This is a genomic window from Ferranicluibacter rubi (assembly GCF_011603255.1).
Classification (GTDB): Bacteria; Pseudomonadota; Alphaproteobacteria; order Rhizobiales; family Rhizobiaceae; genus Ferranicluibacter; species Ferranicluibacter rubi.
In genome coordinates this window covers 706,744-732,952 of sequence record NZ_JAANCM010000001.1, presented here as the reverse complement: position 1 = coordinate 732,952, position 26,209 = coordinate 706,744, and the positions used below count along the sequence as shown (strand labels likewise).

The window sequence follows — 26,209 nt, the reverse complement described above, 5'->3', positions numbered from 1 at the left end:
CATCCAGCCAGGATGCGGGGCATTTGCGTTGAAAAGGCTCAGTTCGTTCCGGTATCCGTCGCCTTGGCCGGCTTGCCGTCTTTCGCAAGCTTCTGCCAGGCGTTCTGCTGCGACAGGATCGAGCGGAGATAGGCGACGTTCGCCTCGGCCTGCTGGGGCGACAGCTCCTGGCGGGCGATGGCCTCGGCTTCGGCAAAGCGGCCCTGCAGGCCGATAGCGAGCGCCAGGTTCTGGCGGACGCCGCTGTCGGCGCCCGGCTGTTCGCTCGCCTTGCGCAGATAGGTCTCCGCTGTCTTCAGGTCCTTCGACAGGAGATAGGACATGCCGAGATTGGACAGGACGGACGGCTCGTTCGGCTGGATGTCCAGAGCCTCGCGGTAGCGCTGGCGGGCTTCCGGCGAGCGGCCGAGCTGGTCGAGAATGGCACCTTCCGCCGATTTCAGTTTCCAGTCCGGTCGGTCCGGTGTCTGCGCGCGGCCGACGGTCACGAGCGCCTGGTCGAGCTGGCCCGCCGCCGCCTGCGACTTGCCGTAGGCGGCCAGCACCTCCCGGTCTGCAGGATACTGGATCGCTACCTGCTGCATGACGGCAAGGGCCTGATCGTTGCGCCCGGTCATGCGCAGCACATTGGCGTAGTTCAGGCCGACCGTGCGATCCTTAGGGTTCTTCTCATAGGCTTTCCCGAGGCTCTGCGCGGCGGCGTTCAGCTGCCCGGCATTCATGGAGGCTGCATTCAGGGAAGCCGAACCGGCCGAGGCGGTCGTCGGGATCGAGCCGGTGGTGAGTTCCTTGCGCGGGGAGGCGCAGCCGGCGAGAAGGCCTGAAATGATGATAGCGGACAGGGACAGATGGACGGATGCGCGGAACGCGCGCCGCGGATGAGGCTGGTAACGTGGTGCCACCATGGCAAAGCTCCCGGACAGAAGGGGGAAGCACCGGCACGCATCAACTTTCACGGCGCAAATCGTGCGATCATCAATAATCTGTTAACCCTAACAGAGTGTTAATCACGTCATCCGGCCGACCCGCCCCCATCGGCGCAAGATGGCCGGAAGCCGCTGCCGTTCCTTGCCTTCAGGAGATCCCATGCCGCCCTTTTCCCTTGATCACCGTCCGTCACCCTTCACGCCGGGGGAGGGGCCGACGTCCTCGGGATCGTCCTTGCCGGTCTATGCTCTGACGCCCGGCGATCTCCTGAACGAGACGCTCGATCCCTTCCTGCGGAACTGGGCGCGGCAGGCCGGCTTTACCACCGAAAGCGGCGCGCTCCTTCTCGTGCCGTCCAGCCCCGGCGGCGCCGGTGCGGCAGATGGGCTCGGCGGCGCCCTCTTCGGTCTCGGCACCCAGCCGCTCGATGCACCGTTTGCCACCGGCAAGCTCGCCCGCTCCCTGCCGCCTGGTCGCTGGCGGATCGTCTCCGAGAGCCTGCCCGCCGAACAGGCGGCCCTAGGCTTTGCGCTCGGCGCCTATCGGTTCGACCGCTACAAGCCGAAAACGGGCGAACGTCCGCTGCTCCATCTCGACGATGGCATCGACCGCGCCGCGCTCGAGCGCACCGTGGCAGGCATCACGCTCGTCCGCGACCTCATCAACACACCCACCAACGATCTCGGGCCGGACGCGCTGGAAGCGGCCTTCCAGGCGCTCGGCAGGCATTACGGCGCGACGGTGACGACGATCCTCGGCGAGGACCTGCTCAAGCAGAATTTCCCGCTGATCCACACGGTCGGCCGGGCGGCCGAGCAGGCGCCGCGCCTTCTGGAGATGCGCTGGGGCTCGGGCGCCAAACGGATCACCCTCGTCGGCAAGGGCGTCTGCTTCGACACCGGCGGCCTCGATATCAAGCCGGCCGCCTCCATGCTGCTGATGAAGAAGGATATGGGCGGTGCCGCCAACGTCATGGGTCTCGCCTTGATGATCATGGATGCCGGTCTCGACGTCTCGCTGCGCGTGCTGGTTCCGGTCGTCGAGAACTCCATAGCCGGCAATGCTTTCCGCCCGGGTGATATCTACCGGTCCCGCAAGGGTCTGACCGTGCAGATCGACAATACGGATGCGGAAGGGCGGCTGATCCTCGCCGATGCGCTCGCCTATGCCAGCGAAAGCAAGAGCGATTTGCTGATCGACATGGCGACGCTCACCGGCGCTGCACGTGTCGCGCTCGGTCCCGATCTGCCGCCGTTCTTCACCGATGACGAGGCGCTCGCCGCAGACCTGTCTCGCGCCAGCGTCTCCACCCATGATCCGCTCTGGCGGCTGCCGCTGTTCAAGGGATACGAAAAAGATGTGACGACCCGCATCGCCGACCTCACCAACGCCCCCTCCGGCGGCATGGCCGGCGCGATCACCGCCGCTTTGTTTCTCAAGCGTTTCGTGGCCGACACGAGCGGCTGGGTCCATCTCGACGTCTATGGCTGGAACCCGACTGAGCGTCCGCATGCCCCGGTCGGCGGCGAGGCGCAGGGCATCCGCGCGCTCTACGACATCATCGCGCGGGATCTCTGAAAAGCCTCTCCGGACAACGAGAAAAGGCGCCGGATCGCTCCGGCGCCTTGAAGTGCTGCCGCGAAAGGCGGCCTATTCGTTGATCAGGCGCTTCAGAAGCTCGATCTCGTGGCTGAGCTTGGTATCGCCCGAAATCAGGTCCTCGATCTTGCGCACCGCATGCAGCACCGTCGTGTGATCGCGTCCGCCAAAACGGCGGCCGATTTCCGGGAAGGAGCGGGGCGTCAGCGTCTTGGCCAGATACATGGCGATCTGGCGCGGCTTGACGATGACGCGGGTGCGCCGGTTGGAGACCAGTTCCTGGCGCGAGACGTTGTAATGCTTGGCGACGACGCGCTGGATGTCCTCGATCCGCACGCGGCGCGGCTCGCCGGCATTGACGAGGTGGCCGAGCAGTTCGTCGACGCGCTCGATCGAGAGCTGCGGCTCGAAGGACATGCGGAACAGGAGCTGGTTGAACGCGCCTTCCAGCTCACGGCCGCTGGCGGTGATGCTGCGGGCGACGTGGCTCAGAATATCGGCGGGAATGTTGAGCGACGGGTCTTCCTCGCGCGCCACATCCAGGCGGCGCTTCAGGATTTCCAGACGCATCTCGTAATCCGGGCCGTCCATCTCGATGGCGACGCCGCCCTGCAGGCGCGAGCGGACGCGCGGATCGAGCGATTCCAGCTCCCACGGCGCACGGTCGGCCGCGACGACGACCTGCTTGGCGCTGTCGAGCAGCATGTTGAGCAGATGGCAGAACTCGTGCTGGATCGACTTGCCCTGCAGGAACTGCATGTCGTCGATGACGAGCAGGTCGATATTGCGCAGCGTCTCCTTCAGCGACAGGGCGTCGTTGTCGCGGATGGCGGTGGCAAAGCGCCACATGAAATATTCGGCCGTGAGATAGACGACGCGCGAGGCGCGCGGGCTCTGGATCGCAGCGATGGCGATGGCCTGCAGAAGGTGCGTCTTGCCGAGGCCGACGGACGAGTGGATGAAGAGCGGATTGAACCGCACGGCACCCGCACCGGCTTCCGCGATCGTCTTGGCGGCCGCGAGTGCGACGCGGTTGGAAGAGCCCTCGACGAAGCTTGCAAAGCTGTAGCGCGGATCGAGCGGCGAACCGAAGAGCGGCGTGGCGACGGGAAGCTTTGCGGCAGCCGGCAGGGCTGCCGTCGCATGGTGTCCAAGGCTCTGTGCAGCGTTTCTGCGAGCGGTGGCGGCGGCCGGCGCGGATGTCGCGGCATCGCCGACGGTGATGTCGGCTTCGATCGGCGCACGGGTGCCGCGCATGGCGCTGCGCACCACGATCTCGACCTTGAGGATCTCGGCGTCTTCCTGCTGAAAGAGCGTGGTGATCTGGTCGAGGTAACGGTTGTTGATCCAGGATTTGAGAAAGGTGGTGGGCACGGAGAGGCGCACGACGCTCTTGGACATCGAGTGCAGCTTCAGCCGGCCGAACCAGCTTGCAAAGACGTCAGGCCCGACCTGGGCCTTGAGAAGAGCGCTGACCCGATCGAAAAGTGCGCTCTGGGTCATAATGGCCTGCTCTCCTGTCGTCTGTTCGATCTGCCCGCTCTTGATCGGCCGAGCATGTTCGCCGCCAGCGAATGTGCGCCCCGAGGTCACCGAATTTCCAAGCATGTGCCGCCTTCCAATGTCTGTCCCGATGCCGGCTATCGTCGCCGGCAGTCTGTTGTCGGATGTGCCGCGGAAACGCGGCATCACCATGGTCTCGTTCGAACGGCCGGGACCCTCGTTTCCCGCTCGCTCAGGTCCCCCGTCAAACCCGTCCGGCATCGGCCTGTTCGACCTTCCGCCATCCAGGTCCCCGCTTGCCGTGGGACCGTTCCAGCGCGCCGCATGTCGTTTCCGCCATGCCAGACATCGCTGCCGTCTCGACTGCTGCAATCTTTTCTCGAAACCTGTGAAGGTTCGAGGCGTCCTGCATCAGCACTTTCCTCCGGCGCATCCGCCGGGCGTGATCTCCCACCACGGCTGTCGCAGCCGGCCAACGGCCTGGAAGGGCCGTCCGAGGTTCAATATCGCCCTCAACCTTAAGATGCAGTTTCTCGTTCCCGTACGGCGAACCGGACAGGGTGAGGCAAGCTTTAAGCTGATGGAAAATTGTGATGTCCACCCCAGTTCAAGAGTTGCGGAGGCTTAACGGGCCCTTGTCAGGGTCTGCTGCCGACATCGAAAACTCGCTGTCCCACGTCTCTTGCTGAAAGCATTTAGGCAGGATCATGACCCAAGATCAATCGCCATTTTTACGGGTCGCGAGGCCTTGCCCGTTGACTCTCAGGCAGCGTTTTGCAACTGCCCGAAGCCGCCTTTTGAGAATCGCAGTCGAATCAAAGGCTTTGTTTTTGAAGGCTCCAAGGCCGCCCCAAAAAGCAAGAAAAATAAAAAATCGCTTGACTCAGATTCCCTGCAAAGGCGGCGGCCAATATGAGGCCGGCCTGTCACAAACCTTCGCAAGCTGTTGTTAATGTGGGGAATATTTGTTCATACGCATGACATGAAGTCGTCATGGGGCACGATCGGCCGAAAAAGCCGGCGTACGAATCGAAAGGGCCCGGTCGATGACCGGGCCGCTCTCTCAATAGATGAAATGATGAAGCTTCAAGCCGACAGTGCGTTGACGCGGCTGGCCAGGCGCGAAACCTTGCGCGATGCCGTGTTGGCATGCACGACGCCCTTGCTGGCAGCGCGCATCAGCTCGGGCTGTGCAACGCGCAGGGCTTCCTGGGCAACGGTCTGGTCGCCCGAAGCGATGGCTTCTTCGACCTTGCGGAGGAAGTTGCGAACGCGCGAGCGGCGCGACTTGTTGATCTCGGTGCGACGGGCGATCTTGCGGGTCGCTTTTTTCGCCGAAGTTGTATTGGCCATGGGTTTCTCTCTTCAGATTCTGACAAGCACCTCCGCCTCGCCGTGTCGGGTCACTGCGACCTGTCATCCAAGCTCTTCGGAGGCAATAGCGAGAAACCTGCAACGTGGCTTCCCAAACTGTGGGCGCCGTATAGACGCAAACGCCCATTTCGTCAACGCGCTATTTCAAGCGGCATCGACAGCGGATATGCGAGGTTGCCGCTACACCTGACACGAAGCGCAGTGGAATGTCGAGCGTCCCGCCTGCGTGATCCGGGCAATGGTGCCGTCGCAGCCCGGTCGTGCACAGGGTTTGCCCTCCCGGTCGTAGACGGCGAAGGTGTGCTGGAAGTAGCCGAGCGAGCCGTCGGTCTGGATATGGTCGCGCAACGACGACCCGCCGGCTGCGATCGCGTCGGCAATGACGGCGCGGATCGCCTCCGTCAGCACGACCAGCGGCGCGCGGGGCCGCCCTTTGGCGTCCACCAGCTTTCCCGAGGCCTTCAGCGGCGACAGTCGCGCCCGCCAGAGCGCCTCGCAGACATAGATATTGCCGAGCCCGGCAATGACCCGCTGGTCGAGCAGCGTCGATTTCAACGGCTGCGCCTTGTCGGCAAAGCGGCCGGCGAGATAGGCGGCATCGAGCCGGTTGCCTGTCGGCTCCTCGCCGAGCTGCCGGAAGAAGGCATGGGACGCCAGCGTCTCGCGCGGTCCGATGTCCATGAAGCCGAACCGGCGCGGATCGTTGTAGATCACCTGCACGGGCCCGCGGTCCGAGAGAAGATGAAGGACGACATGGTCGTGCCGCTCGTCCTTGCCCCGGGGATGATGAAAGTCACCCGGCGTCTCGGCATCCGTGGACGCCGCCTCGACCACGCGGAACGAACCGGACATGCCGAGATGCGCGATGACGACGTCGTCATTGTCGAGTTCGATGAGCAGATATTTCGCCCGGCGCGACAGAGCGAGAATCCGCCGGTTCTCGATGCGGTGGGCGAAATCGGGCGGAAACGGAAAACGCAGGTCCGCCCGGCGCACCTCCGCACGGGTGATCAGCGCGCCCTCCATCACGGGCGCAAGGCCGCGACGGACCGTTTCGACCTCGGGCAGTTCGGGCATGGACAGTCCTTTTCTCAAGGCAGGCGCGTCGGCGGGCGTCCCGCAAGAGATAGCGTCGCCGGATCGGATTCGCTATGGTCTTGCTATGTCGGTGGCTGGCAGGACGGACGCAAACGTCCTATGTGCCGGTTGACGGAAAAATACGACGGCCCAGCATGACGGCGTTTGGTCGTTGCCGAGGTCCGGCTCTCGGCTTTGGAATGGACAAGGGATTGACGGTATGACGGACGAACGGGTTTCCGCCGAGGGCGGCATGGAGACGTCCTACGGCTTCCGCCGCGTGAACGAAGGCGAGAAGCAGGGCCTCGTCAACGATGTGTTTCATAAGGTCGCCAAGCGCTACGACATCATGAACGACGTGATGTCGATGGGCCTGCACCGTGCCTGGAAGGATGCGATGGTGGCAGCACTCCATCCCCGTCGCAGCGCGGATTACAAGGTCCTCGACGTCGCCGGCGGCACGGGCGACATCGCCTTCCGCATCGTCGAGGCGTCGGACCGGCTGGCACAGGCGACCGTGCTCGACATCAACGGCTCCATGCTCGGCGTCGGTGCCGAGCGCGCTCGCAAGAAGGGCCTGTCCGGCAATCTCGAATTCGTCGAGGCCAATGCCGAAAGCCTGCCTTTCGAGGATGGTCGTTTCGATGCCTATACGATCGCCTTCGGCATCCGCAACGTGCCGCGCATCGATGTCGCGCTGTCGGAAGCCTATCGCGTCCTGAAGCGCGGCGGCCGGCTGCTGGTGCTCGAATTCTCCGACGTCGAGATGCCGCTTCTCGACAAGGTCTATGACGCCTGGTCGTTCAACGCCATTCCGCGCTTCGGCAAGATGATCACCGGCGAGGCCGAACCCTACCAGTATCTGGTCGAATCCATTCGGAAGTTTCCGGACCAGAAGGATTTCGCCCGCATGATCGAGAAGGCCGGCTTCTCGCGCGTCACCTACACCAATTATACCGGCGGCATCGCGGCGCTGCATTCCGGATGGAAGATCTGAAACGCATGATCAGCCTCCTGTTCCCGCCGTGCCTCCAGGGGAGCGCCCGGCACCGATGAGCACGCCCGCCACCTATCTCCGCATCGTCAGGATCGGCTGGGTCCTCGTCCGCGAGGGCGTCGTCACGGCCATACCGCCGGAGAACCTGCCGCCCTTCGCCCGGTTCGCCCAGAAACTCGCAGGCCTTCTGGAGCGGCGCCGCGCCCAGTTCGAGGAGCGCAGCGACCGCCTGGCGCGGGCCATCGGCCGGCTCGGGCCGTCCTATGTCAAGATCGGGCAGTTCCTCGCCACCCGTCCGGATGTGGTGGGCGCGGAATTTGCCGCCGACCTCGCCTTCCTGCAGGATCGCATGTCGACCTTCCCGGTCAGCGAGGCCTATGCCGCCGTCGAGGGGTCTCTCGGCCGGTCGGTCGCCGATCTCTATAGCCGTATCGACGATCCGATCGCCGCCGCCTCCATCGCGCAGGTCCATCCGGGCTGGGTGATGCGCGACGGGCGGGAGGAGAAGGTGGCGATCAAGGTGATCCGGCCGGGCATCCGTCAGCGCTTCGCCCATGATCTCGAGGCCATGTATCTCGTCGCCCGCCTGCAGGAGCGCTTCCTGCCCCACACGCGCCGCCTGCGCCCGGTGGAGGTGACGAAGACGCTGGAGCAGACGACCAAGGTCGAGATGGACCTGCGGCTCGAAGCCGCAGCCCTCTCCGAAATCGCCGAGAACACCGCCAACGACGAGGGTTTCCGCGTGCCCCGCGTCGATTGGGAGCGGACGGGACGCGACGTCGTCACCATGGAGTGGATCGATGGCACCCGCATGGCCGATGTGGACGCGCTGCGCGCCGCCGGCCACGACCTCAACAAGCTGGCGGAAACGCTGATCCAGTCCTTCCTCCGCCACACGCTGCGCGATGGCTTCTTCCATGCCGACATGCACCAGGGCAATCTTCTGGTGGATCCCGCGGGCATGATCGTCGCCGTCGATTTCGGCATCGTCGGGCGCCTCGGCAAGAAGGAGCGCCGGTTTCTGGCCGAAATCCTCTTCGGCTTCATCACCCGCGATTATCGCCGCGTGGCGGACGTCCATTTCGAGGCAGGCTATGTGCCCTCGCATCACGATGTCGCGAGTTTCGCCCAGGCCATCCGCGCCATCGGCGAGCCGATCCACGGCCAGCCGGCCGAGACCATCTCCATGGCAAAGCTCCTGACCCTCCTGTTCGAGGTCACCGAGCTCTTCGACATGGAAACGCGCCCCGAGCTGGTGATGCTACAAAAGACGATGGTCGTGGTCGAAGGCGTGTCCCGCTCGCTCAACCCGCGCTTCAACATGTGGAAGGCCTCCGAACCCGTGGTCGGCGCTTGGATTCGCGACAATCTGGGCCCGAAACGCGTGGTGACCGACCTCAAGGACGGCCTGCACGCCGCTTTGCGCCTTGCGGAAGCCGCCCCGGAGATCGTCGCCAAGACCGAACGCTTCTCGCGCGACCTGACCGAAATGGCCGAGCACGGCCTGAAATTCGATGCGCAGACGGCGGAAGCCATCGGTCGTGCCGAAGCCCGCCACACCCGCTCCGGCCGCGTGGCGCTTTGGGTGATCGCCGCGCTGCTCGCAATCATCGTCATCAAGATCCTCTGACGAGACCCTGTTTCCGGATATCCCCGCGATGCAGGGGTATGTCCGGAAACGCGGAATTCGCCGACATGACAGAGATGTAATCCGGCACGACTTCAATTCACCGCAGTCACGGCTTAACTGGGAGTGAAGACATGTTCCGGAGACCGGCCTGAATGGCGGAAGCCTATCCCAAGATCGTCGAGCCCCGCTCGCCCGAAAGCCTGCCACAGGGCCAGCCGGAGAAGACACCGCCGCACGCTCCGACAGCGAAGGCAAAGCCGCGTCGTCGCAAGGGCCGCGTGTTCCTGCTCGCAGGGCTTCTGGCGATCCTCGGCATCGGTGGCTGGTACGGGTGGAAGACCTATAACGCGGCCGGCGTCACGCAGGCCGTGGTGACCGAAGCCGTCGCGCGCGGCGATATCGAAAACAGCGTCACCGCCTCCGGGCTCCTCAGCCCCATCCGCGACGTGGATGTCGGCGCGCAGGTGTCGGGCCAGCTGAAGAGCCTCAAGGTCGATGTCGGCGACATGGTGACGCAGGGCCAGCTGATCGCCGAGATCGACAGCGCCTCTATCGAGACGCAGATCGAGATCGCCGACGCAGAGCTTGCAAATCTCGATGCCCAGATGACCGACAAGAAGGCGCAGGTGGTGCTGGCCGCGGCCAATCTCACCCGCCAGCGCAGCCTCGTTGCCGGCAACAGCGCCGCCCAGTCCGCCCTCGACGAGGCGGTCGCAGCCCTTGCCACGGCCGAGGCCAATGTCGCCGCCCTCGAAGCGCAGGTCCGCAAGCAGCAGGCGACGCTCAAGGATGCCCGCATCAGCCTCGGCTATACCAAGATCTACGCGCCGCTCGCCGGCACCATCGTCGAGGTCGTCGCCAAGGAAGGCCAGACGCTGAATGCCAACCAGTCGGCCCCTACCATCGTCACGGTGGCGGACCTCGACACGATGACGGTCGAGGCCGAGGTCTCCGAGGCCGATATCGGCAAGCTCTCCATCGGCATGGAGGCCTATTTCACGCTTCTCGGCCAGCCGGGCGAGCGCTATGCCGGCACGCTCCGGCAGATCAAGCCGACCCCCTCGACCGAAAACAACGTCGTCCTCTATTACGCCCTCTTCGACGTGCCCAATCCCGATCGCCACCTGATGATGAACATGACGGCGCAGGTCTTCTTCGTGCAGTCCCGGGCAACCGAGGTGCTGACCATCCCGGTCGCAGCGCTGCGCCTGCGCGAGGGCGGCAAGCGGTCGGAAGTTGCCGTCGTGTCGGGCGATGGCGGCCAAGAGGTGCGCACGGTCGAGTCCGGCATCCGCAACCGGGTCCGCGTGGAGATCCGCAGCGGCCTGTCCGAAGGCGACAAGGTCGTGGTCGGCTCCGGCACGGACGGCCGCGCCTCAAATGCCCAGCGCGCCACAACCCGGACACGCGGCGGACCGCCGCCGATGTTCTGAGGGGGATCGCGATGACCCCCCTGATCTCGCTGAAGGATATCCGCAAGACCTTCATGACCGGCGATGTGCCGGTGGATGCCCTGCGCGGCGTCTCGCTTGACATCGAGCCGGGCGAATTCGTCGCGATCGTCGGCCAGTCCGGGTCCGGCAAGTCGACGCTGATGAACATTCTCGGCTGCCTCGACCAGCCGACGGGCGGCGCCTACCATCTGGATGGGGAGGACGTCGCGGGTTTTGATGCCGACCAGCTGGCCGAGCGCCGCCGCCAGATGTTCGGCTTCGTGTTCCAGAGCTACAATCTCGTGGCGACGTCGACGGCGCGCGAAAACGTCGAGATCCCCGCGATCTATGCCGGCGTCTCCGCAAAATTGCGCGAGGCGCGCTCGCGCGAGCTTCTGGAGACGCTACGGCTCGGCGACCGCATGGACCACCTGCCGAGCCAGCTTTCCGGCGGCCAGCAGCAGCGCGTCTCCATCGCCCGCGCCCTCATGAACGGCGGCCAGATCATTCTCGCCGACGAGCCGACCGGTGCGCTCGACAGCCAGAGCGGCAAGGACGTGATGGCAACGCTGCGGCGCATGAACGAGGACGGCCATACCGTCATCATCATCACCCATGCGCCGGATCTCGCCGAATCGGCCGACCGCGTCATCGAGATCCGCGATGGCCTGATCGTCGCCGATCGCCTGCCGCGCCGCATCACGCGGCCTGTTCGCCCCGCGTCCCGCGTCTTTGCGACCCAGGCCGGCAACGCCGCCCTGTTTTCCGACGTGGCGGAAGCCGTGCGCATGTCGTTCCGGGCGCTCCGGGCAAACTTCTTCCGCACGGTGCTGACGCTTCTCGGCATTGTTATCGGCGTCAGCTCCGTCGTCGCCATGCTGGCCATCGGCACCGGCGCGCAGGATCAGGTGCTGAGCCGCATCGCCGCCATGGGCTCGGACCTGCTCGTCGTCAGGCCCAATATGGCGAACTTCCGCGGCGGGGAGGGCGGCAGCATCGTCTCGCTCGTGCCGGCCGATGCGGATGCGATCCTCGAGCTGCCGAACATCTCGTTTGCCGTGCCGGAAATGTCGAGTTCGCTGACCGTGCGCGCCGGAAACCTCGACACGCAGACGACGGTCAACGGCACGGTGCCGCAGTTTCCCGAGGCAAAGACCTGGGCGCTTGCCGAAGGTGCCTTCATTGCGCCGGCCGATATGCAGAGCTATGCCGCCGTCGCCGTGCTGGGCAAGACCGTGGCCGATACGCTGTTTGCCGATGGCGCAGATCCGCTCGGGCAGTACATCCTCATCAAGAACATCCCTTTTCAGGTCATCGGCATCATGGCGGCCAAGGGTGCGACCGCCGGCGGCAACGATCAGGACGATACGGTGCTGGTGCCGCTCTCGACCGGCAATCTCCGCCTCTTCGGCGCCCGCAACGTCCGCTCCATCACGGTGCAGGTGAAGGACGACAGCGCCATCAACATCACGCAGGACCAGATCCAGGCGCTGCTCGACGAACGCCACCAGCGCCAGGATACCCAGATCGCCAACCTCGCCGCCATCCGCGAGACCTTCACCGAGACCTCCAATATCCTGAAAGTGTTCCTGGGCTCGATCGCTGCGATCTCGCTGCTGGTCGGCGGCATCGGCGTCATGAACATCATGCTGGTCAGCGTGACCGAGCGCACGCGCGAGATCGGCATCCGCATGGCGACCGGCGCGCGCGGCCGCGATATCCTGACCCAGTTCATCGTCGAGGCGCTGGTGGTCTCGGCGTTGGGCGGCCTCATCGGCGTCGGTCTCGGCCTGTCGATCGGGGCGATCGCGCAGGCCTTCGGCGTGCCCGTCAGTTTCTCCGCCGGGCCGGTTCTTCTGGCCTTTGCCAGTGCCTTCGTCACCGGTCTTGTGTTTGGCTATCTCCCGGCGCATAACGCGTCGCGCCTTCAGCCGGCCGTTGCCCTCTCGGCGCCTTAAGGCAGGGCTTCTGCAAGAAAATCTCGTTCGGGATGGAACCGAACGCCCTTCCGATACTTTCACCCTGTCTGATCTTTTTATTGAACTTCCGGAATTCCTCTATGCCCGACCGGTCGCGCCGAGTCTTTCTCCGCGAGAGCACTGCTGATGCCCACGCGGCGCTCGATGACATGATCGGCGCTTTCGACAGTCTGTCCTCCTACAAGACCTATCTGCGCGGCATGAGCGCCTTCCGCATTCCCGTCGAGGCGATGCTCGCCGGCCGGACTTGGCCGGACGATCTCTCCCTCTGGTCGGAGCAGGCCTTCGGCGCTCTCATCCAAGCCGATCTTGCCGATCTCGACGTCCACCCCGACGAGGCGGTGCCTGTGCCGCCGATCGGTGGCGCGCGGGAGGACATGCTCGGCATGCTCTATGTGCTCGAGGGTTCGGCGCTGGGCGCCCGGCTCCTCTACCGCCGCGCCCAGGCACTGGGGCTGCGGGCAGACTTCGGTGCTCGCCATCTTGCGGCACAGGCGGAAAAGAGCGACCGTTGGTCGCGCTTCCTGCATCTCCTGGAATCGGACGACGCCATCGAGATCGATCGCGTCGCAAGCGCCTCCAGAGCCACGTTCACGGTCGCGGAAACGGCCTTCCGGAGAGCTTTCCATGCTGCCGAATGATCTGACGACTGTCCAGAACACGCCGGCGGTCGGCCGCATGGTGAAGCCGGGCGAGCCGATCGACCTGACCAATTGCGACCGCGAGCCGATCCATATCCCCGGCAGCATCCAGTCGCATGGCTGCCTGCTCGCCTGCGACGCGCGTGCCGGCATGGTGCTGCGCCATTCCGCCAATGCGCCGGATGTTCTGGGTCTGGAGGGCGAGGTCAACGGCCAGCCGCTGGAAGCGCTGATCGGCTACGAGGCGACGCATACCCTGCGCAATGCCGTGGCGGCCCTGCGCGACGGTAGCCGACCGGCGCTGCTGTCGGCCCTGACGCTTGCGAACGGCGCTTACGACGTTTCCATCCATCTCAACAAGGCCACCGTCATCATCGAGTTCGAGCCGGGGACGGACGGGCAGCCGTTGCAGCTGGCGCGCACGCTGATCGGCCGCATCACCGATATCGACGACGTCGATCAGCTCCTGCGCCAGTCGGCCCGCCTCATCCGCGGCATGCTCGGCTACGACCGTGTGATGATCTACGCGTTCGAGCAGGACGGTGCCGGCAAGGTGGTGACCGAAGCCAAGCGCGGCGATCTTGAAAGCTTCCTTGGGCAGTATTTCCCGGCAAGCGATATTCCGCAGCAGGCGCGCACGCTTTACCTGCAGAACACCATCCGCATCATCGGCGACGCCAGCGGCACCCGTATTCCGCTGGTTCCGGAAATCGACGTCTCCGGCGAAGCGCTCGACATGTCGCTCGCCCATCTGCGCAGCGTCTCGCCCATCCATTGCGAATATCTGCGCAACATGGGCGTCGCCGCCTCTATGTCGATCTCCATCATCGTCGATGGCAAGCTCTGGGGCCTCGTCGCCTGCCATCACTACCAGCCGCGAATCCTGCCCATGGCGCAGCGCGTGGCGGCCGAAATGTTCGGCGAGTTCTTCTCCCTCCATCTGCATGCGCTGAAGCAGAAGCAGAAGCTCGTCACCGCCAACCGCGCCCGCGCCTCGCTCGATCGCTTCCTGCGCATGGCCTCGCATCACGCCGACATGGGCGAGCTGCTGCGCGATCATCTCTCGCACTTCACCTCGCTCATGGCCTGTGACGGCATCGGGCTCTGGATGAACGGGACATGGACGACCTTCGGGTCGGCGCCGCCGGCCAGCGCCGTGCCGGCGATCCTTCGGCTCATGGGGTCCGTCGTTGCGGGCCAGGTCTGGGCGACGCATGCCATGGCGCAGCGCCTGCCGGAGGCCGAGACCTTCCGCGAGCAGGCCGCGGGCGTGCTGGCCGTGCCGCTGACCCAGCTGCATCGCGACTATCTGTTCTTCTTCCGCAAGGAATTCGTGCAGACGCTGAACTGGGGCGGCGACCCCAACAAGTCCTATGAGAGCGGCCCCTTGGGCGAGCGCCTGACCCCGCGCAAGAGCTTTGCGATCTGGAAGGAAACCGTGCAGCTCCAGGCCCAGCCCTGGACGGAAGGCGATCGCGAGATCGCCGAGGTGACACGCGCAGCCCTCGTGGAGATCGGCCTGCGGCACAGCGAGTTGATGGCCGAGGAGCGCAGCCGCGCCGACGTGCGCCAGCGCATGCTGAACGAGGAGTTGAACCACCGGGTCAAGAACATCCTCGCCTTGATCAAGTCGCTTGTCAGCCAGCCGGTCGGCGACGGTCGCAGCCTCACCGAATACGTGACCTCCCTGAAGGGCCGCATTCAGGCGCTTTCCTTCGCCCATGATCAGGTCGTGCGCGGCGATGGCGGCGGCATGCTGTCGGATCTGCTCGATGCGGAGCTGAGCCCCTATCGCAATACGGCCAATGCCATCGACCTCACGGGACCGCCCGTGCTGCTCAATTCGCGCGCCTTCTCCGTCATGGCGCTGGTGCTGCACGAGCTGTCGACCAATGCGGCCAAGTACGGCGCCCTGTCCCGGCCGGGTGGTGCGCTGTCGGTCAGCTGGCGCCTGACGCAGGCCGGCGATTGCGAGATCGCCTGGCGAGAAAGCGGCGGCCCGGCCGTCCTTCCACCCACACGCACCGGCTTCGGCAGCGCGCTGATCGACCGCAGCGTTCCCTTCGATCTCGACGGCCGCAGCACCGTGACCTACGCTCCCGGCGGGGTGGAGGCGGATTTCATGCTGCCGGCCAAGCACGTTTCCCTGTCGGATCAGGGCGAGGACCGCAGCATTGCGGCCGGACCCGAAACGTCGGCTGCGGGTGCCGATCTCGATCCGGAGCTCCGCGTGCTGCTCGTGGAAGACCAGATGCTGATCGCCATGGATGTCGAAGGCATGCTGTCTGATCACGGCATCCAGAAGGTTCTCACAGCGGCCTCGGCCGACGAGGCGCTGGCCAAGCTTGCCACCTTCAAGCCGGATGTGGCGATCCTCGACGTCAACCTCGGCACCGGCACCTCCATCGAAGTCGCAGCCGAGCTGACGCGCCGGGATATCCCCTTCCTGTTTGCCACCGGCTACGGCAACATGTCGCCCATCCCCAGCGGCTTTGCCGATGTGCCGGTGGTGCGTAAGCCCTATGAGCGCGAGGCGCTGGTGCACACGATGAGCACCTTGCTGAAGTCGTAAACCGCCGTGCCGCGTCGATCGGGAATTCGCCACCGCCGCATTCCGGTTCCGCGTTGCATAGGCTAGGGTCGTGCATCGATCATGCCGCAGCGGTGGTTTCATGCCTGTATCCCAGTCCCAGCCCGAGAAATTGCCCGACAGCCTGTCCGGCAAGCGCATTCTCCTCATCATCTCCGGCGGCATCGCGGCTTATAAGAGCCTCGACCTGATCCGCCGGCTCAGGGAACGTGGCGCAAGCGTCCGCCCGGTCATGACGGCAGGTGCGCAGGCCTTCATCACCCCGCTTGCCGTTGGTGCGCTGGCGGCCGACAAGGTCTTTACCGAGCTTTTCTCCCGCGAGGACGAGCAGGATGTCGGGCATATCCGCTTGGCGCGGGAATGCGATCTCGTTCTGGTCGCGCCGGCGACCGCCAACATCATGGCGAAGATGGCGCAGGGCCTGACCGACGATCTCGCCTCCACCATTCTGCTTGCCACCGACAGGCCGGTGCTTCTGGCACCCGCCATGAACCCGAAGATGTGGTCGCATCCCGCCACCCGCCGCAATCGCCAAACCCTTGCCGGCGACGGCATCGGCTTCATTGGTCCCGGCCTCGGCGAGATGGCGGAAAGCGGCGAGCGGGGCGAGGGGCGCATGGCCGAGCCGCTCGAGATCGTTGCCGCCGTGGAAGCACGGCTTTTCGCGTTCAAGCCCACCGGCCCGCTCTCCGGACGCCGCGCCATCGTCACCTCGGGCCCGACCCACGAGCCGATCGACCCGGTTCGCTACATCGCCAACCGCTCCTCCGGCCGGCAGGGCCATGCCATCGCGGCGGCGCTTTCGCGTCTCGGGGCGGAGGTCACGCTCGTCTCCGGGCCGGTGACGCTGGCCGATCCCAAGGGCGTCACGGTCGTTCGCGTGCAGACGGCGGTGGAAATGCGGGATGCGGTACTGGCAGCCTTGCCCGCCGATATCGCCGTCATGGTCGCCGCGGTGGCCGACTGGCGGGTCGCCGATGTCTCCGGGGCCAAGATCAAGAAGGCGCCGGGCGAGGGCCCGCCGCCGCTGCAGCTGACGGAGAATCCCGATATCCTCAAGACCGTCGGCCATCACGCGCAGCGCCCGCGCCTCGTCGTCGGCTTTGCGGCGGAGACGGATGACACGGTTGATAACGGTCGCTTGAAGCTCGCCCGCAAGGGCGCCGATTTCATCGTTGCGAACGATGTTTCCGCCGGTAGCGGCGTCGAGGGCGGCGTCATGGGGGGCACGCGCAACCGCGTGACCGTCATCGGACGCGACAGCGAGGAAAGCTGGCCGGAACTCGACAAGGACATGGTCGCTGAAAAGCTCGCGGGCCTGATCGCCTCGAGATTGGACTAGCGGAGCGCCCGCTTCGCCTCGATCTCCGGATCGAGGTGGAAGATCCGCATGTCGATGCCGTTCTCGCCAAGCACGACGGCCGTTCCCTCGGGGATCTCCACCCAGGCATCGTCGTCGTCGTTGAGCGGTTCGGAGACGAGGCAGTATCCGCCTTGCGGCCCCATAGGCGCGGCATAGAGCGTGGGCGCGAACCGGTCGGACGCATAGCGCACGGCATAGAGATCGATTCCGTCGGAAAAGGCAGCGGTGAACCGCACCAGAACCTCGTGCTTCATATGTGCTGCCAACCGCTCGACGAAGGACAGTGTCTCCGCCATCGCGCCCAAGGGATCGCGGTCGAGGCCGAACTGCAAGGCCATGAGGAACAGCAACTCGCTGTCGGTCGTGCCGGTGCGCGCCGTATAGAGCGCATCGTCCAGCATGGCCTCCATCGGCCGGCGCAGATGCTCGAAGCCGCCGATCTGGCCGTTGTGCATGAACGACCAGCGGCCATGGACGAAGGGGTGGCAATTGTCGCGGCGCGTGCCGCCGCCGGTCGCGGCCCGGACATGGGCGAGAAACAGGGGCGAGCGGATCTGGCGGGCGATGCTCTTCAGGTTGCAGTCCGACCAGGCCGGCAGGATGTCGCGGTAGCGGCCGGGCTCGGGATGGTCGCCGTACCAGGCGATGCCGAAGCCGTCGCCATTCGTGGCGGTCTTTGCCCGCGTGGCGCAGTGCGACTGCTCGATCAGCGAATGCGCCGGCGAGGACACGAGGTCCTCCAGATAGATCGGCTCTCCGCGATAGGCTGCCCATCGGCACATGCTGCTGAAACTCCTTGCCAGATGTATGTGCCGGGCCAGATGTCTGTGCCGGATCGATCGGCGGTCGCGAATCGGATGCTTGGACGTCGTTAACCATAAGCCTTGGCGATCTTCCGGCGGAAGATGGTAAAAATGCGTTAACATTCGTCTGTGCTCTTTGGGCGACAGTCGGCATTTGGAACGGGTGTTCTATCATTCTCGTCTCCGAGGCGTTACGATCCCGATGCGTTACGATGGGAGCGCGGGACACGAGGATGACTGCATGATGCCGGATGCCGAGAGCGCGCGGGATGTCGAAGGTGAGGAGGATGCAGCCGCGACGCTCGTCGCCGTGCCGCAGGATTTCGATGCGCTGAAGGCGGTCATTCTGGAGCGCAAGGCGCAACTGCCCAAGCGCCTGCGCCAGGTGGCGGCCTATGCGCTCGATCAGCCCGACGAGATCGCCTTCGGTACGGCCGCAAGCATCGCAGCCGCTGCCGACGTGCAGCCTTCGACGCTCGTTCGCTTCGCCCAGCATTTCGGCTTCGAGGGTTTTTCGAGCCTGCAGCAGATCTTTCGGGCCCGCCTGCGCGAGCGCAATCCGGGCTATGAGGAGCGCCTGCGCGCGCTGGGCGACAATGGTCACAGCCGGCTGGAAAGCGGCGCGATCTTCAACGGTTTCGTCGCCGCCGCCCACCGGTCGCTCGACAATATCGCCGGCTCGGTCGATCCCGTAGCCTTCGAGCAGGCGGTTGATATCCTGGCCAAGGCCGACACCATCTTCCTCATCGCCAAGCGCCGCTCCTATCCGATCTCCGGCTACATGGCCTATGCCTTCGGCAAGCTGAAGATCCGCTACCAGATGGTCGGCACGGCCGCCGGCATCGATGACGATATTCTGGCGCTTGCCGGGCGGCGGGATGCAGCCTTCGCCGTCAGCTTCTCGCCCTACACGTCCGAAAGCATCCATCAGGCCCGCCTTCTGGCAAACCGCAAGGTGCCGGTGGTGTCGCTGACCGACAGCGCGTTTTCGCCGCTGGTCGAATCCTCCAAGGTCTGGTTCGAGATCGTCGAGGCCGATCATGCGGGCTTTCGCTCGCTGTCGGCCAGCATGGCCTTCGCCATGGCGCTGACGGTCGCCGTCGCCGAAAAGCGACGTCGTGGCCCCCTTGCTTCGAATATGGCTGTTACAGATATGGAATGAAAATTCTATATTGACGGAGCGGCGGAATTTATGTTTCATGGGGCTCCATTCGAAAACGAAAAAGACCACACGCCGCACGTCGGGAGGATAGGAACGTTGACCGGGATCAGCCAGAGGGATGCGGCACGGCCGCTCGACATCATCACCATCGGTCGCGCCTCGGTCGATCTCTACGGCCAGCAGATCGGAACCCGGCTGGAGGACGTGGCAAGCTTTGCCAAGTCCGTCGGCGGCTGCCCGACCAATATCGCGGTCGGCACCGCCCGCCTCGGGCTGAAATCGGCGCTGCTCACCCGCGTCGGCAAGGAGCAGATGGGCCGCTTCATCGTGGAGCAGCTGACGCGCGAAGGCGTGGAAACGAAGGGCATTGTGACGGACCCCGAGCGTCTGACCGCCCTTGCGATCCTCGCCGTCGAAAACGATCACTCGTTTCCGCTGCTGTTCTACCGCGACAACTGTGCCGACAACGCGCTCTGCGAAGACGATATCGACGAGGCGTTCATCCGGTCTTCCCGCGCGATCCTCGTCTCGGGTACGCATTTCTCCCGTCCGAATACCGATGCCGCGCAGCGCAAGGCGATCCGCATCGCAAAGGCTGCCGGCGTCAAGATCGCCTTCGACATCGACTACCGCCCGAACCTCTGGGGCTTGGCCGGCCATGACGCCGGCGACAACCGCTACATTGCCTCCGCCCATGTCTCGGCGCATCTGAAGACGGTTCTTGCCGATTGCGACCTGATCGTCGGCACGGAAGAGGAAGTGCTGATCGCGTCGGGCGAAAGCGACCTTCTCGCCGCCCTGAAGACCATTCGCGCGCAGTCCACCGCCACGATCGTGCTCAAGCGCGGCCCGATGGGCTGCATCGTTTATGACGGCGAGATTTCGGACGATCTGGAGGACGGCATCATCGGGAAGGGCTTCCCGATCGAGGTCTACAATGTTCTCGGTGCCGGCGACGCCTTCATGTCCGGCTTTCTGCGCGGCTGGCTGGCCGCCGAGCCGCATGCGACGTCTGCGACCTGGGCCAATGCCTGCGGCGCTTTCGCCGTCTCGCGGCTGCTCTGTGCGCCGGAAATTCCAACCTGGACGGAGCTCCAGTTCTTTCTGGAGAACGGCAGCAAGGAACATGCGCTGCGCAAGGACGAGGCGATCAACCATGTGCACTGGGCGACCACCCGCCGGCGCGAGATCCCGAGCCTGATGGCGCTTGCCATCGATCACCGCAGCCAGCTGGAGGATATGGCCGGCGACGACACGGAGAAGCTCGCCCGCATCCCCGCCTTCAAGGTTCTCGCCGTCAAGGCCGCCGCCAAGATCGCCGATGGCCGGCCGGGCTTCGGCATGCTGATCGACGATAAATACGGTCGCGACGCGCTGTACGCGGCCGGCGCGCTCAAGGATTTCTGGGTGGCAAAGCCGATCGAGCTGCCGGGTTCGCGCCCGCTGCAGTTCGAGTTCAGCCAGGATCTCGGCAGCCGTCTCATCGACTGGCCGGTTGACCATTGCATCAAGGTGCTGAGCTTCTACCACCCGGACGATCCGGCCGAGATGAAGGCGACGCAGATCGCCAAGCTGCGCAGCGCCTTCGAGGCGGCCCGCAAGGTCGGCCGCGAAATCCTGATCGAGATCATCGCCGGCAAGCACGGCACGCTGGACGACCAGACCATTCCGCGGGCGCTGAACGAACTCTACGATGCCGGCCTGAAGCCCGACTGGTGGAAGCTGGAGCCGCAGGCGAGCCGCAGCGCTTGGAGCGCCATCGACGATGTCATCGAGACGCGCGATCCGCTTTGCCGCGGTGTGGTTCTGCTCGGTCTCGAAGCATCCTACGAGGCGCTGAAGGACGGCTTTGCCGCCGCCCGCACCTCGCGCCAGGTCCGTGGTTTTGCCGTGGGACGAACGATCTTCGTGGATGCCGCGCGCCGCTGGTTGGCGGGCGAGATCGACGATACCACGGCGATCGACGACATGGCGCGGCGCTTCAAGCAGCTGGTCGATCTCTGGGTCGGCCTCGCCGATACCAAGGCGGCCTGAGCGGTTGCGGCCGCTCTGGCCGATGACGATAAAGACAAGCACCGCCCGGACGGGCGGCAAGGACAGGCAGGCGCAAAACCTGCGGCGTGAGGAGACCTTGAGATCATGAACCAGCAAGCCCCCATCGCATCGGACAACGCCGGGAAAGCCGGAACCGTGCGGCTGACCATGGCGCAGGCCGTGGCGCGCTTTCTGACGCGGCAGATGACGGTGATCGACGGCGAGACCGTGCCGATCTTCGGCGGCGTTTTCGCGATCTTCGGCCACGGCAATGTCGCCGGCATGGGCGAGGCGCTGCACGGCATCAAGGACACGCTGCCGACCTACCGCGCCCAGAACGAGCAGGGCATGGCCAATGCGGCGATTGCCTTTGCCAAGGCGAGCTTCCGCCGCCGCTTCATGGCCTGCACCACCTCCATCGGCCCCGGCGCGCTGAACATGGTGACGTCGGCAGCACTCGCCCATGTCAACCGGCTGCCGGTGCTGCTCCTGCCCGGCGACGTCTTCGCCAATCGCCGGCCGGACCCGGTGCTGCAGCAGATCGAAGATTTCGGCGACGGCAGCATGACCGTCAACGACTGCTTCCGCCCGGTCTCGCGTTATTTCGACCGCATCACGCGGCCCGAACAGATCATCCCGGCGCTGCGCCGCGCCATGCAGGTGCTGACCGACCCGGCCGATTGCGGCCCGGTGACGCTGGCGCTCTGCCAGGACGTGCAGGCCGAGGCCTATGATTATCCCGAGAGCTTCTTTGCCGAGAAGATCTGGCTGCCGCGGAAAGCCCGACCCGATACGCAGGAGCGCCTGGCCGCCTCCACGGCAATAGCCGCGGCGAAGAAGCCGATCATCATCGCCGGCGGCGGCGTGCTCTATAGCGAGGCGAGTGCGGCGCTGGCCGCCTTTGCCGAGAAGCACGGCATCCCCGTGGTCGAGACGCAGGCCGGCAAGTCCTCGCTGCCCGACAGCCACCCGCTCAACATGGGCTCGGTCGGCGTCACCGGCACATCGGCGGCCAATACGCTGGCCGAAGAGGCGGATCTCGTGCTCGCCGTGGGAACGCGCCTGCAGGATTTCACCACCGGCTCCTGGGCGCTGTTCAAGAACGACGGCCTGAAGATCGTCGGCCTCAACGTGCAGTCCTTCGACGCTGCCAAGCATGAATCCCTGCCTCTCGTCTGCGATGCCGCAACCGGGCTTGCCGAACTGTCGGCAGACCTCGGAGCCTATCACGCGGGCAGCGCCTGGGGAGACAAGGCCGCGACCCTCAAGACCGAATGGCAGGCGGCAGCCGGCACAGCGCTGGCCGCCACCAACGTAACGCTTCCCTCCGATGCGCAGGTCATCGGCGCGGTCATGCGGGTTCGCAAGGGCGATACCACGCTGGTCTGCGCGGCGGGCGGTCTTCCCGGCGAACTGCACAAGCTCTGGCGGGCGGAAAAGCCCGGCAGCTACCACATGGAATACGGCTTCTCGACCATGGGCTACGAGATTGCCGGTGGCCTTGGCGTGAAGCTGGCAAAGCCTGACAGCGACGTCATCGTGATGGTCGGCGACGGCAGCTACATGATGCTGAACGCCGAGATCGCCTCCTCCATCATGCTCGGCGCCAAGATCACCATCGTCCTTCTCGACAATGCCGGCTATGGCTGCATCAACCGGCTGCAGATGGCGACCGGCGGGGCGAACTTCAACAATCTCCTGCGCGACACACACCATGTCGAGCTGCCCACGATCGATTTCGCGGCCCACGCCGCCGCCATGGGTGCGGTGACGCGCAAGGTCGCTTCGCTCGCCGAGCTGGAGACGGCACTCGTCGAAACGGCCGGGGAAATCCGCACGACCGTCATCGTCATCGACACCGATCCGCTGATCACCACCGACGCCGGTGGCCACTGGTGGGATGTCGCGGTGCCCGAGGTCTCCGAGCGCGATGCCGTCGGAGAGGCGCGCCGGGCCTATGAGCGGGCGCTCGCCGCCCAGCGCGTCGGCTGATCCATTCTCATCGTTCCACCCCTCACAGAGACAAGACCATGATCCGCTACGGAACCAACCCGATCGCCTGGAGCAATGACGACGATCAGACGATCGGCGCCCATCTCTCGCTCGAAGACTGCCTGTCCGATTGCCAGAAGATCGGCTTCGACGGCATCGAGAAGGGGCACAAGATGCCGACAGACCCGGAGGCGCTGAAGGCGAAGCTTGCCGAATACGACCTCGTCTTCGTCTCCGGCTGGCACTCGACCAATCTTCTGACCCATGACGTCGAGGCCGAGAAACGCGCGATCCAGCCGCATCTCGATCTTCTGAAAGCCAATGGCTGCAAGGTCTGCATCGTCTGCGAGACGTCGAACGCCATCCACGGCAATGATGCGACCTCGCTGGTGGCCGACAAGCCGGTGCTGCCCGACGACCAGTGGGAAACATTCGGCGCCGACATCGAGGCGATCGCGCAATATTGCGCCGATCAGGGCATTGATCTCGTCTACCACCACCACATGGGCACGATCGTCCAGACCGGGCCCGAGATCGACCGGCTGATGGAGACGACGGGGCCGGCGACCAAGCTGCTGCTCGACACCGGCCACGCCTGGTTCGGTGGCTCGGACCCGGCGGAGCTGGCCAAAAAATACATGCACCGCGTCCGCCACATCCACGCCAAGAACGTCCGCCGCGAAGTCCGGAAGGATGTGGAGGAGAACGGCCTCTCCTTCCTCGAAGGCGTGCGCCGCGGCGTCTTCACCGTGCCGGGCGACGAGGAGGGCGGCGTCGATTTCGTGCCCGTCCTGAAGATTGCCGCCGAGCATGGCTATGATGGCTGGCTGGTGATCGAGGCGGAGCAGGACAGCGCCATCCGCATTCCCTTCGAATACCAGTCGCTCGGGTTCACATCGCTCAAGGCCTTTGCGAAAGAGGCGGGGCTGGATCGGCGCTGATCTGACGTTGGCGATGGCCCCTCATCCGCCTGCCGGCACCTTCTCCCCGCTTGGGCGGGGCGAAGGTTAGGGTGAGGGGCTGAGCCGGTCTCCACACGCATCACGATCCTCCTGCAATTATTAGGACATCACCATGCCGAACCTTCTCGTCAAGCCGCAGGGCAATAACGGTTTCGTCCATGACATCACGCCGGAGAGCGCCGGCTGGACCTATGTCGGCTTTGCGCTGCACCGGCTGGCTGCCGGGGAAGCGACGTCCGGTGACACGGGCGAGCGGGAGGTCTGCCTCGTCCTCGTCGCCGGCAAGGCGCGGGTGACGGTGCGTGGTGAGGATTTCGGCGAGCTGGGCGAGCGGATGACGCCGTTCGAAGGTGGGCCTTTCTCGGTCTACGTGCCGAGGGGCGCCACTTATAAGGTGACGGCGACGACGGATCTCGAACTCGGCGTCTGCTCGGCGCCGGGGGGCAAGGGGTTCGAGGCGCAGGTCATCCGGCCGGACCGGCACAAGCAGATGACGCGTGGCAAGGGCACCAACACCCGCTACGTCACCAATATCATGCCGGAGGATGACGGGGCGGCGCAGTCGCTGCTGGTGGTCGAGGTCATCACGCCGGGCGGCCACACCTCGTCCTATCCGCCGCACAAGCATGACGAGGACAACCTGCCGGCCGAAAGCTTCCTCGAGGAAACCTATTATCACCGCCTCAACCCCTCGCAGGGCTTCGCCATGCAGCGCGTCTATACCGACGACCGCTCGCTGGACGAAACCATGGCGGTCGAGAATGGCGATGTCGTGCTGGTGCCGAAAGGCTACCACCCGGTCGCTGCCATTCACGGCTACGATCTCTACTATCTCAACGTCATGGCCGGGCCATCGCGGGCATGGAAGTTCAACAATGCCAAGGAGCATGCCTGGCTTTTCACCGGCGTGTGAAGACGACCCCGTGCGTGAAAACGCCGGAGGCTTGACGATGAGGTATCGGACGGGGCACCGAAAGTTGCCGCGTAAGTTAGTTTTAGTATGACACCTTCCGGTGCCCCGTTCGGCGGTTTATGCCCGCAACTCCGGTCTCTCTGACCCCGGTTTGCCCTCGCGCGGTCGAAACCGTGAAAGACGGAACCGAAGCTGTGTGCCGCACAGGCACGTCCGGGCCCATCCGATCCGGCGCAAAGATGCGCCGGAACCGCCGTCCCGGAGGGAGACCATTTTCTGCGGACCCCGAGCGGCAGGGCGTGCGTCGATCCCTTGCCTCCCGGAGCCGGCCCCGCCTCGCCGGAACGCCTTCCGGTGTATCCGCGACGGAACGGCATGATGATGGCATGGACGCAGACAGGCGGGGATGGATGAGGCCGAAAATTCTGGCAAGGCATTGATACTACAGCTGTGCCATTGTGTCGGTATCCCCGCTCGCGGCAACGTACATTTTTATGCTGAAACCGGTTCCGATTTGGGGAATGATGCTCTAACCCCAAAGGACAAGAGGCCGACATGAAGATCGATGGTGCATGCCACTGCGGACAGATCGCCTTCGAGGCGGAGATCGATCCCGATGCCGTCTCGGTCTGCCATTGCACCGATTGCCAGACATTGACGGGGACGGCCTACCGGGTCACCGTCTCCGTCCCGCGCGACCGCTTCGCGCTGACGAAGGGCGCGCCGAAGACCTATGTGAAAACGGCCGATAACGGGCACCGCCGTTTCCAGATGTTCTGTCCCGATTGCGGCTCCCCGATCTTCACGACGGGGGAAGGAGACGAGGCCGGGGAGATCGGCATCCGCTGGGGCAACATCCGTCAGCGCGGCGATCTCGCCCCGAAACGCCAGATCTGGTGCGCTTCCGCTATGCCATGGCTGGACACGGTCACGGAGCTGCCGGGAAAGCCGGGAGATTGAGACGGTTCAGCGCGGTAATAGGGCTGCGCCTTGCTGTCGAAAGCCGGTGAGAGGGTGCTCGCGTACGGCGATTCGAACCCTTCGGGCGTTCGCCGTTTGCATTCTGTCCGCGATATCCTTAAGCCGAGGAGACCTTGCAAAGCGGCCCGCCACGCCCGGCATCATCGGGCCGCGTCCTATCCGAGACCGAAAGGAATGCCTGCCTTGTCTTCTCCCACGTCCGCTTCGCCTGTTCCCGCTTCGTCGACCGAGACCACCTCTTCGCATCCC

19 protein-coding genes are annotated in these 26,209 nt (G+C 65.0%); 14 read left to right on the top strand and 5 right to left on the bottom strand.

Going from position 1 to position 26,209, the window contains the following annotated elements:
- Positions 1 to 38: 38 nt before the first annotated feature.
- Positions 39 to 905, bottom strand: coding sequence for a tetratricopeptide repeat protein (locus G8E10_RS03470; RefSeq protein ID WP_167126869.1), 867 nt, complete (start codon positions 903 to 905; stop codon positions 39 to 41).
- Positions 906 to 1,086: 181 nt separating this feature from the next.
- Between G8E10_RS03470 and G8E10_RS03465 the strand changes: the two genes are divergently transcribed.
- Positions 1,087 to 2,505 carry a leucyl aminopeptidase family protein gene (locus tag G8E10_RS03465; RefSeq protein WP_167126866.1) on the top strand — a complete coding sequence of 473 codons (1,419 nt, stop codon included), beginning with the start codon at positions 1,087 to 1,089 and terminating at the stop codon, positions 2,503 to 2,505.
- A 72-nt stretch (positions 2,506 to 2,577) separates the two neighbouring features.
- On the opposite strand, the gene dnaA is transcribed toward G8E10_RS03465, so the two are convergent.
- The 3 genes from dnaA to mutM form a co-directional block, all read right to left on the bottom strand.
- Positions 2,578 to 4,029: a chromosomal replication initiator protein DnaA gene (gene dnaA, locus G8E10_RS03460; RefSeq protein ID WP_245507161.1), complete on the bottom strand. Its 1,452-nt coding sequence runs from the start codon at positions 4,027 to 4,029 to the stop codon at positions 2,578 to 2,580.
- Positions 4,030 to 5,115: 1,086 nt separating this feature from the next.
- Positions 5,116 to 5,382 carry a 30S ribosomal protein S20 gene (gene rpsT, locus G8E10_RS03455; RefSeq protein WP_092931296.1) on the bottom strand — a complete coding sequence of 89 codons (267 nt, stop codon included), beginning with the start codon at positions 5,380 to 5,382 and terminating at the stop codon, positions 5,116 to 5,118.
- 201 nt (positions 5,383 to 5,583) lie between these two features.
- On the bottom strand, positions 5,584 to 6,480 hold the full coding sequence (gene mutM / locus G8E10_RS03450) for a bifunctional DNA-formamidopyrimidine glycosylase/DNA-(apurinic or apyrimidinic site) lyase (protein ID WP_167126863.1): 897 nt from the start codon (positions 6,478 to 6,480) through the stop codon (positions 5,584 to 5,586).
- 220 nt (positions 6,481 to 6,700) lie between these two features.
- Between mutM and ubiE the strand changes: the two genes are divergently transcribed.
- From ubiE to coaBC, 7 genes are all read left to right on the top strand, one after another.
- Entirely contained in the window at positions 6,701 to 7,477 is a 777-nt protein-coding gene (gene ubiE, locus G8E10_RS03445) for a bifunctional demethylmenaquinone methyltransferase/2-methoxy-6-polyprenyl-1,4-benzoquinol methylase UbiE (RefSeq protein ID WP_110727654.1), read from the top strand.
- A 55-nt stretch (positions 7,478 to 7,532) separates the two neighbouring features.
- Positions 7,533 to 9,107: a 2-polyprenylphenol 6-hydroxylase gene (gene ubiB / locus G8E10_RS03440; RefSeq protein WP_167126860.1), complete on the top strand. Its 1,575-nt coding sequence runs from the start codon at positions 7,533 to 7,535 to the stop codon at positions 9,105 to 9,107.
- Positions 9,108 to 9,259: 152 nt separating this feature from the next.
- Positions 9,260 to 10,540: an efflux RND transporter periplasmic adaptor subunit gene (locus tag G8E10_RS03435; RefSeq protein WP_167126857.1), complete on the top strand. Its 1,281-nt coding sequence runs from the start codon at positions 9,260 to 9,262 to the stop codon at positions 10,538 to 10,540.
- Positions 10,541 to 10,551: 11 nt separating this feature from the next.
- Positions 10,552 to 12,498 carry a MacB family efflux pump subunit gene (locus G8E10_RS03430; RefSeq protein ID WP_167126853.1) on the top strand — a complete coding sequence of 649 codons (1,947 nt, stop codon included), beginning with the start codon at positions 10,552 to 10,554 and terminating at the stop codon, positions 12,496 to 12,498.
- 101 nt (positions 12,499 to 12,599) lie between these two features.
- Complete coding sequence (locus tag G8E10_RS03425) at positions 12,600 to 13,160, top strand: biliverdin-producing heme oxygenase (RefSeq protein ID WP_167126850.1); 561 nt, start codon at positions 12,600 to 12,602, stop codon at positions 13,158 to 13,160.
- 37 nt (positions 13,161 to 13,197) lie between these two features.
- Positions 13,198 to 15,732: an HWE histidine kinase domain-containing protein gene (locus G8E10_RS03420; RefSeq protein ID WP_167127137.1), complete on the top strand. Its 2,535-nt coding sequence runs from the start codon at positions 13,198 to 13,200 to the stop codon at positions 15,730 to 15,732.
- A 100-nt stretch (positions 15,733 to 15,832) separates the two neighbouring features.
- Positions 15,833 to 17,092, top strand: a complete 1,260-nt coding sequence (gene coaBC, locus G8E10_RS03415; protein ID WP_167126846.1) for a bifunctional phosphopantothenoylcysteine decarboxylase/phosphopantothenate--cysteine ligase CoaBC — start codon at positions 15,833 to 15,835, stop codon at positions 17,090 to 17,092.
- Here the strand turns inward: coaBC and G8E10_RS03410 are convergent.
- The gene (locus G8E10_RS03410; RefSeq protein WP_110727648.1) at positions 17,089 to 17,895 is read right to left on the bottom strand and encodes a class II glutamine amidotransferase; all 807 of its coding nucleotides are present in this window, start codon (positions 17,893 to 17,895) and stop codon (positions 17,089 to 17,091) included. The two genes, coaBC and G8E10_RS03410, sit on opposite strands and share 4 nt — an antisense overlap.
- Before the next feature lie 265 nt (positions 17,896 to 18,160).
- Here G8E10_RS03410 and G8E10_RS03405 point away from each other — a divergent pair, with 265 nt between their 5' ends.
- The 6 genes from G8E10_RS03405 to G8E10_RS03380 all read left to right on the top strand — a co-directional run bounded on the left by G8E10_RS03405 (position 18,161) and on the right by G8E10_RS03380 (position 25,939).
- Positions 18,161 to 19,078, top strand: coding sequence for a MurR/RpiR family transcriptional regulator (locus G8E10_RS03405; RefSeq protein ID WP_132712156.1), 918 nt, complete (start codon positions 18,161 to 18,163; stop codon positions 19,076 to 19,078).
- Positions 19,079 to 19,183: 105 nt separating this feature from the next.
- Entirely contained in the window at positions 19,184 to 21,112 is a 1,929-nt protein-coding gene (locus G8E10_RS03400; RefSeq protein ID WP_343289692.1) for a bifunctional 5-dehydro-2-deoxygluconokinase/5-dehydro-2-deoxyphosphogluconate aldolase, read from the top strand.
- A 105-nt stretch (positions 21,113 to 21,217) separates the two neighbouring features.
- Entirely contained in the window at positions 21,218 to 23,104 is a 1,887-nt protein-coding gene (iolD, locus tag G8E10_RS03395; RefSeq protein WP_167126840.1) for a 3D-(3,5/4)-trihydroxycyclohexane-1,2-dione acylhydrolase (decyclizing), read from the top strand.
- A gap of 38 nt (positions 23,105 to 23,142) precedes the next feature.
- Positions 23,143 to 24,045 (top strand): myo-inosose-2 dehydratase, encoded by a 903-nt coding sequence (gene iolE, locus G8E10_RS03390; RefSeq protein WP_167126837.1) that lies wholly within the window; start codon positions 23,143 to 23,145, stop codon positions 24,043 to 24,045.
- 133 nt (positions 24,046 to 24,178) lie between these two features.
- Complete coding sequence (gene iolB / locus G8E10_RS03385; protein ID WP_167126834.1) at positions 24,179 to 24,979, top strand: 5-deoxy-glucuronate isomerase; 801 nt, start codon at positions 24,179 to 24,181, stop codon at positions 24,977 to 24,979.
- Positions 24,980 to 25,534: 555 nt separating this feature from the next.
- Positions 25,535 to 25,939 carry a GFA family protein gene (locus G8E10_RS03380; RefSeq protein WP_167126831.1) on the top strand — a complete coding sequence of 135 codons (405 nt, stop codon included), beginning with the start codon at positions 25,535 to 25,537 and terminating at the stop codon, positions 25,937 to 25,939.
- Positions 25,940 to 26,209: the final 270 nt, after the last annotated feature.

Bases quoted from the DNA above. Each gene is read 5' to 3' on its own strand.
- G8E10_RS03410 (WP_110727648.1), bottom strand. From the start codon at position 17,895: ATGTGCCGATGGGCAGCCTATCGCGGAGAGCCGATCTATCTGGAGGAC.
- G8E10_RS03435 (WP_167126857.1), top strand. From the start codon at position 9,260: ATGGCGGAAGCCTATCCCAAGATCGTCGAGCCCCGCTCGCCCGAAAGC.
- dnaA (WP_245507161.1), bottom strand. From the start codon at position 4,029: ATGACCCAGAGCGCACTTTTCGATCGGGTCAGCGCTCTTCTCAAGGCC.
- ubiB (WP_167126860.1), top strand. From the start codon at position 7,533: ATGAGCACGCCCGCCACCTATCTCCGCATCGTCAGGATCGGCTGGGTC.
- G8E10_RS03425 (WP_167126850.1), top strand. From the start codon at position 12,600: ATGCCCGACCGGTCGCGCCGAGTCTTTCTCCGCGAGAGCACTGCTGAT.
- G8E10_RS03470 (WP_167126869.1), bottom strand. From the start codon at position 905: ATGGTGGCACCACGTTACCAGCCTCATCCGCGGCGCGCGTTCCGCGCA.
- iolE (WP_167126837.1), top strand. From the start codon at position 23,143: ATGATCCGCTACGGAACCAACCCGATCGCCTGGAGCAATGACGACGAT.
- G8E10_RS03430 (WP_167126853.1), top strand. From the start codon at position 10,552: ATGACCCCCCTGATCTCGCTGAAGGATATCCGCAAGACCTTCATGACC.
- iolD (WP_167126840.1), top strand. From the start codon at position 21,218: ATGAACCAGCAAGCCCCCATCGCATCGGACAACGCCGGGAAAGCCGGA.
- ubiE (WP_110727654.1), top strand. From the start codon at position 6,701: ATGACGGACGAACGGGTTTCCGCCGAGGGCGGCATGGAGACGTCCTAC.
- G8E10_RS03465 (WP_167126866.1), top strand. From the start codon at position 1,087: ATGCCGCCCTTTTCCCTTGATCACCGTCCGTCACCCTTCACGCCGGGG.
- coaBC (WP_167126846.1), top strand. From the start codon at position 15,833: ATGCCTGTATCCCAGTCCCAGCCCGAGAAATTGCCCGACAGCCTGTCC.
- G8E10_RS03420 (WP_167127137.1), top strand. From the start codon at position 13,198: ATGGTGAAGCCGGGCGAGCCGATCGACCTGACCAATTGCGACCGCGAG.
- G8E10_RS03380 (WP_167126831.1), top strand. From the start codon at position 25,535: ATGAAGATCGATGGTGCATGCCACTGCGGACAGATCGCCTTCGAGGCG.
- rpsT (WP_092931296.1), bottom strand. From the start codon at position 5,382: ATGGCCAATACAACTTCGGCGAAAAAAGCGACCCGCAAGATCGCCCGT.
- mutM (WP_167126863.1), bottom strand. From the start codon at position 6,480: ATGCCCGAACTGCCCGAGGTCGAAACGGTCCGTCGCGGCCTTGCGCCC.
- iolB (WP_167126834.1), top strand. From the start codon at position 24,179: ATGCCGAACCTTCTCGTCAAGCCGCAGGGCAATAACGGTTTCGTCCAT.
- G8E10_RS03405 (WP_132712156.1), top strand. From the start codon at position 18,161: ATGCCGGATGCCGAGAGCGCGCGGGATGTCGAAGGTGAGGAGGATGCA.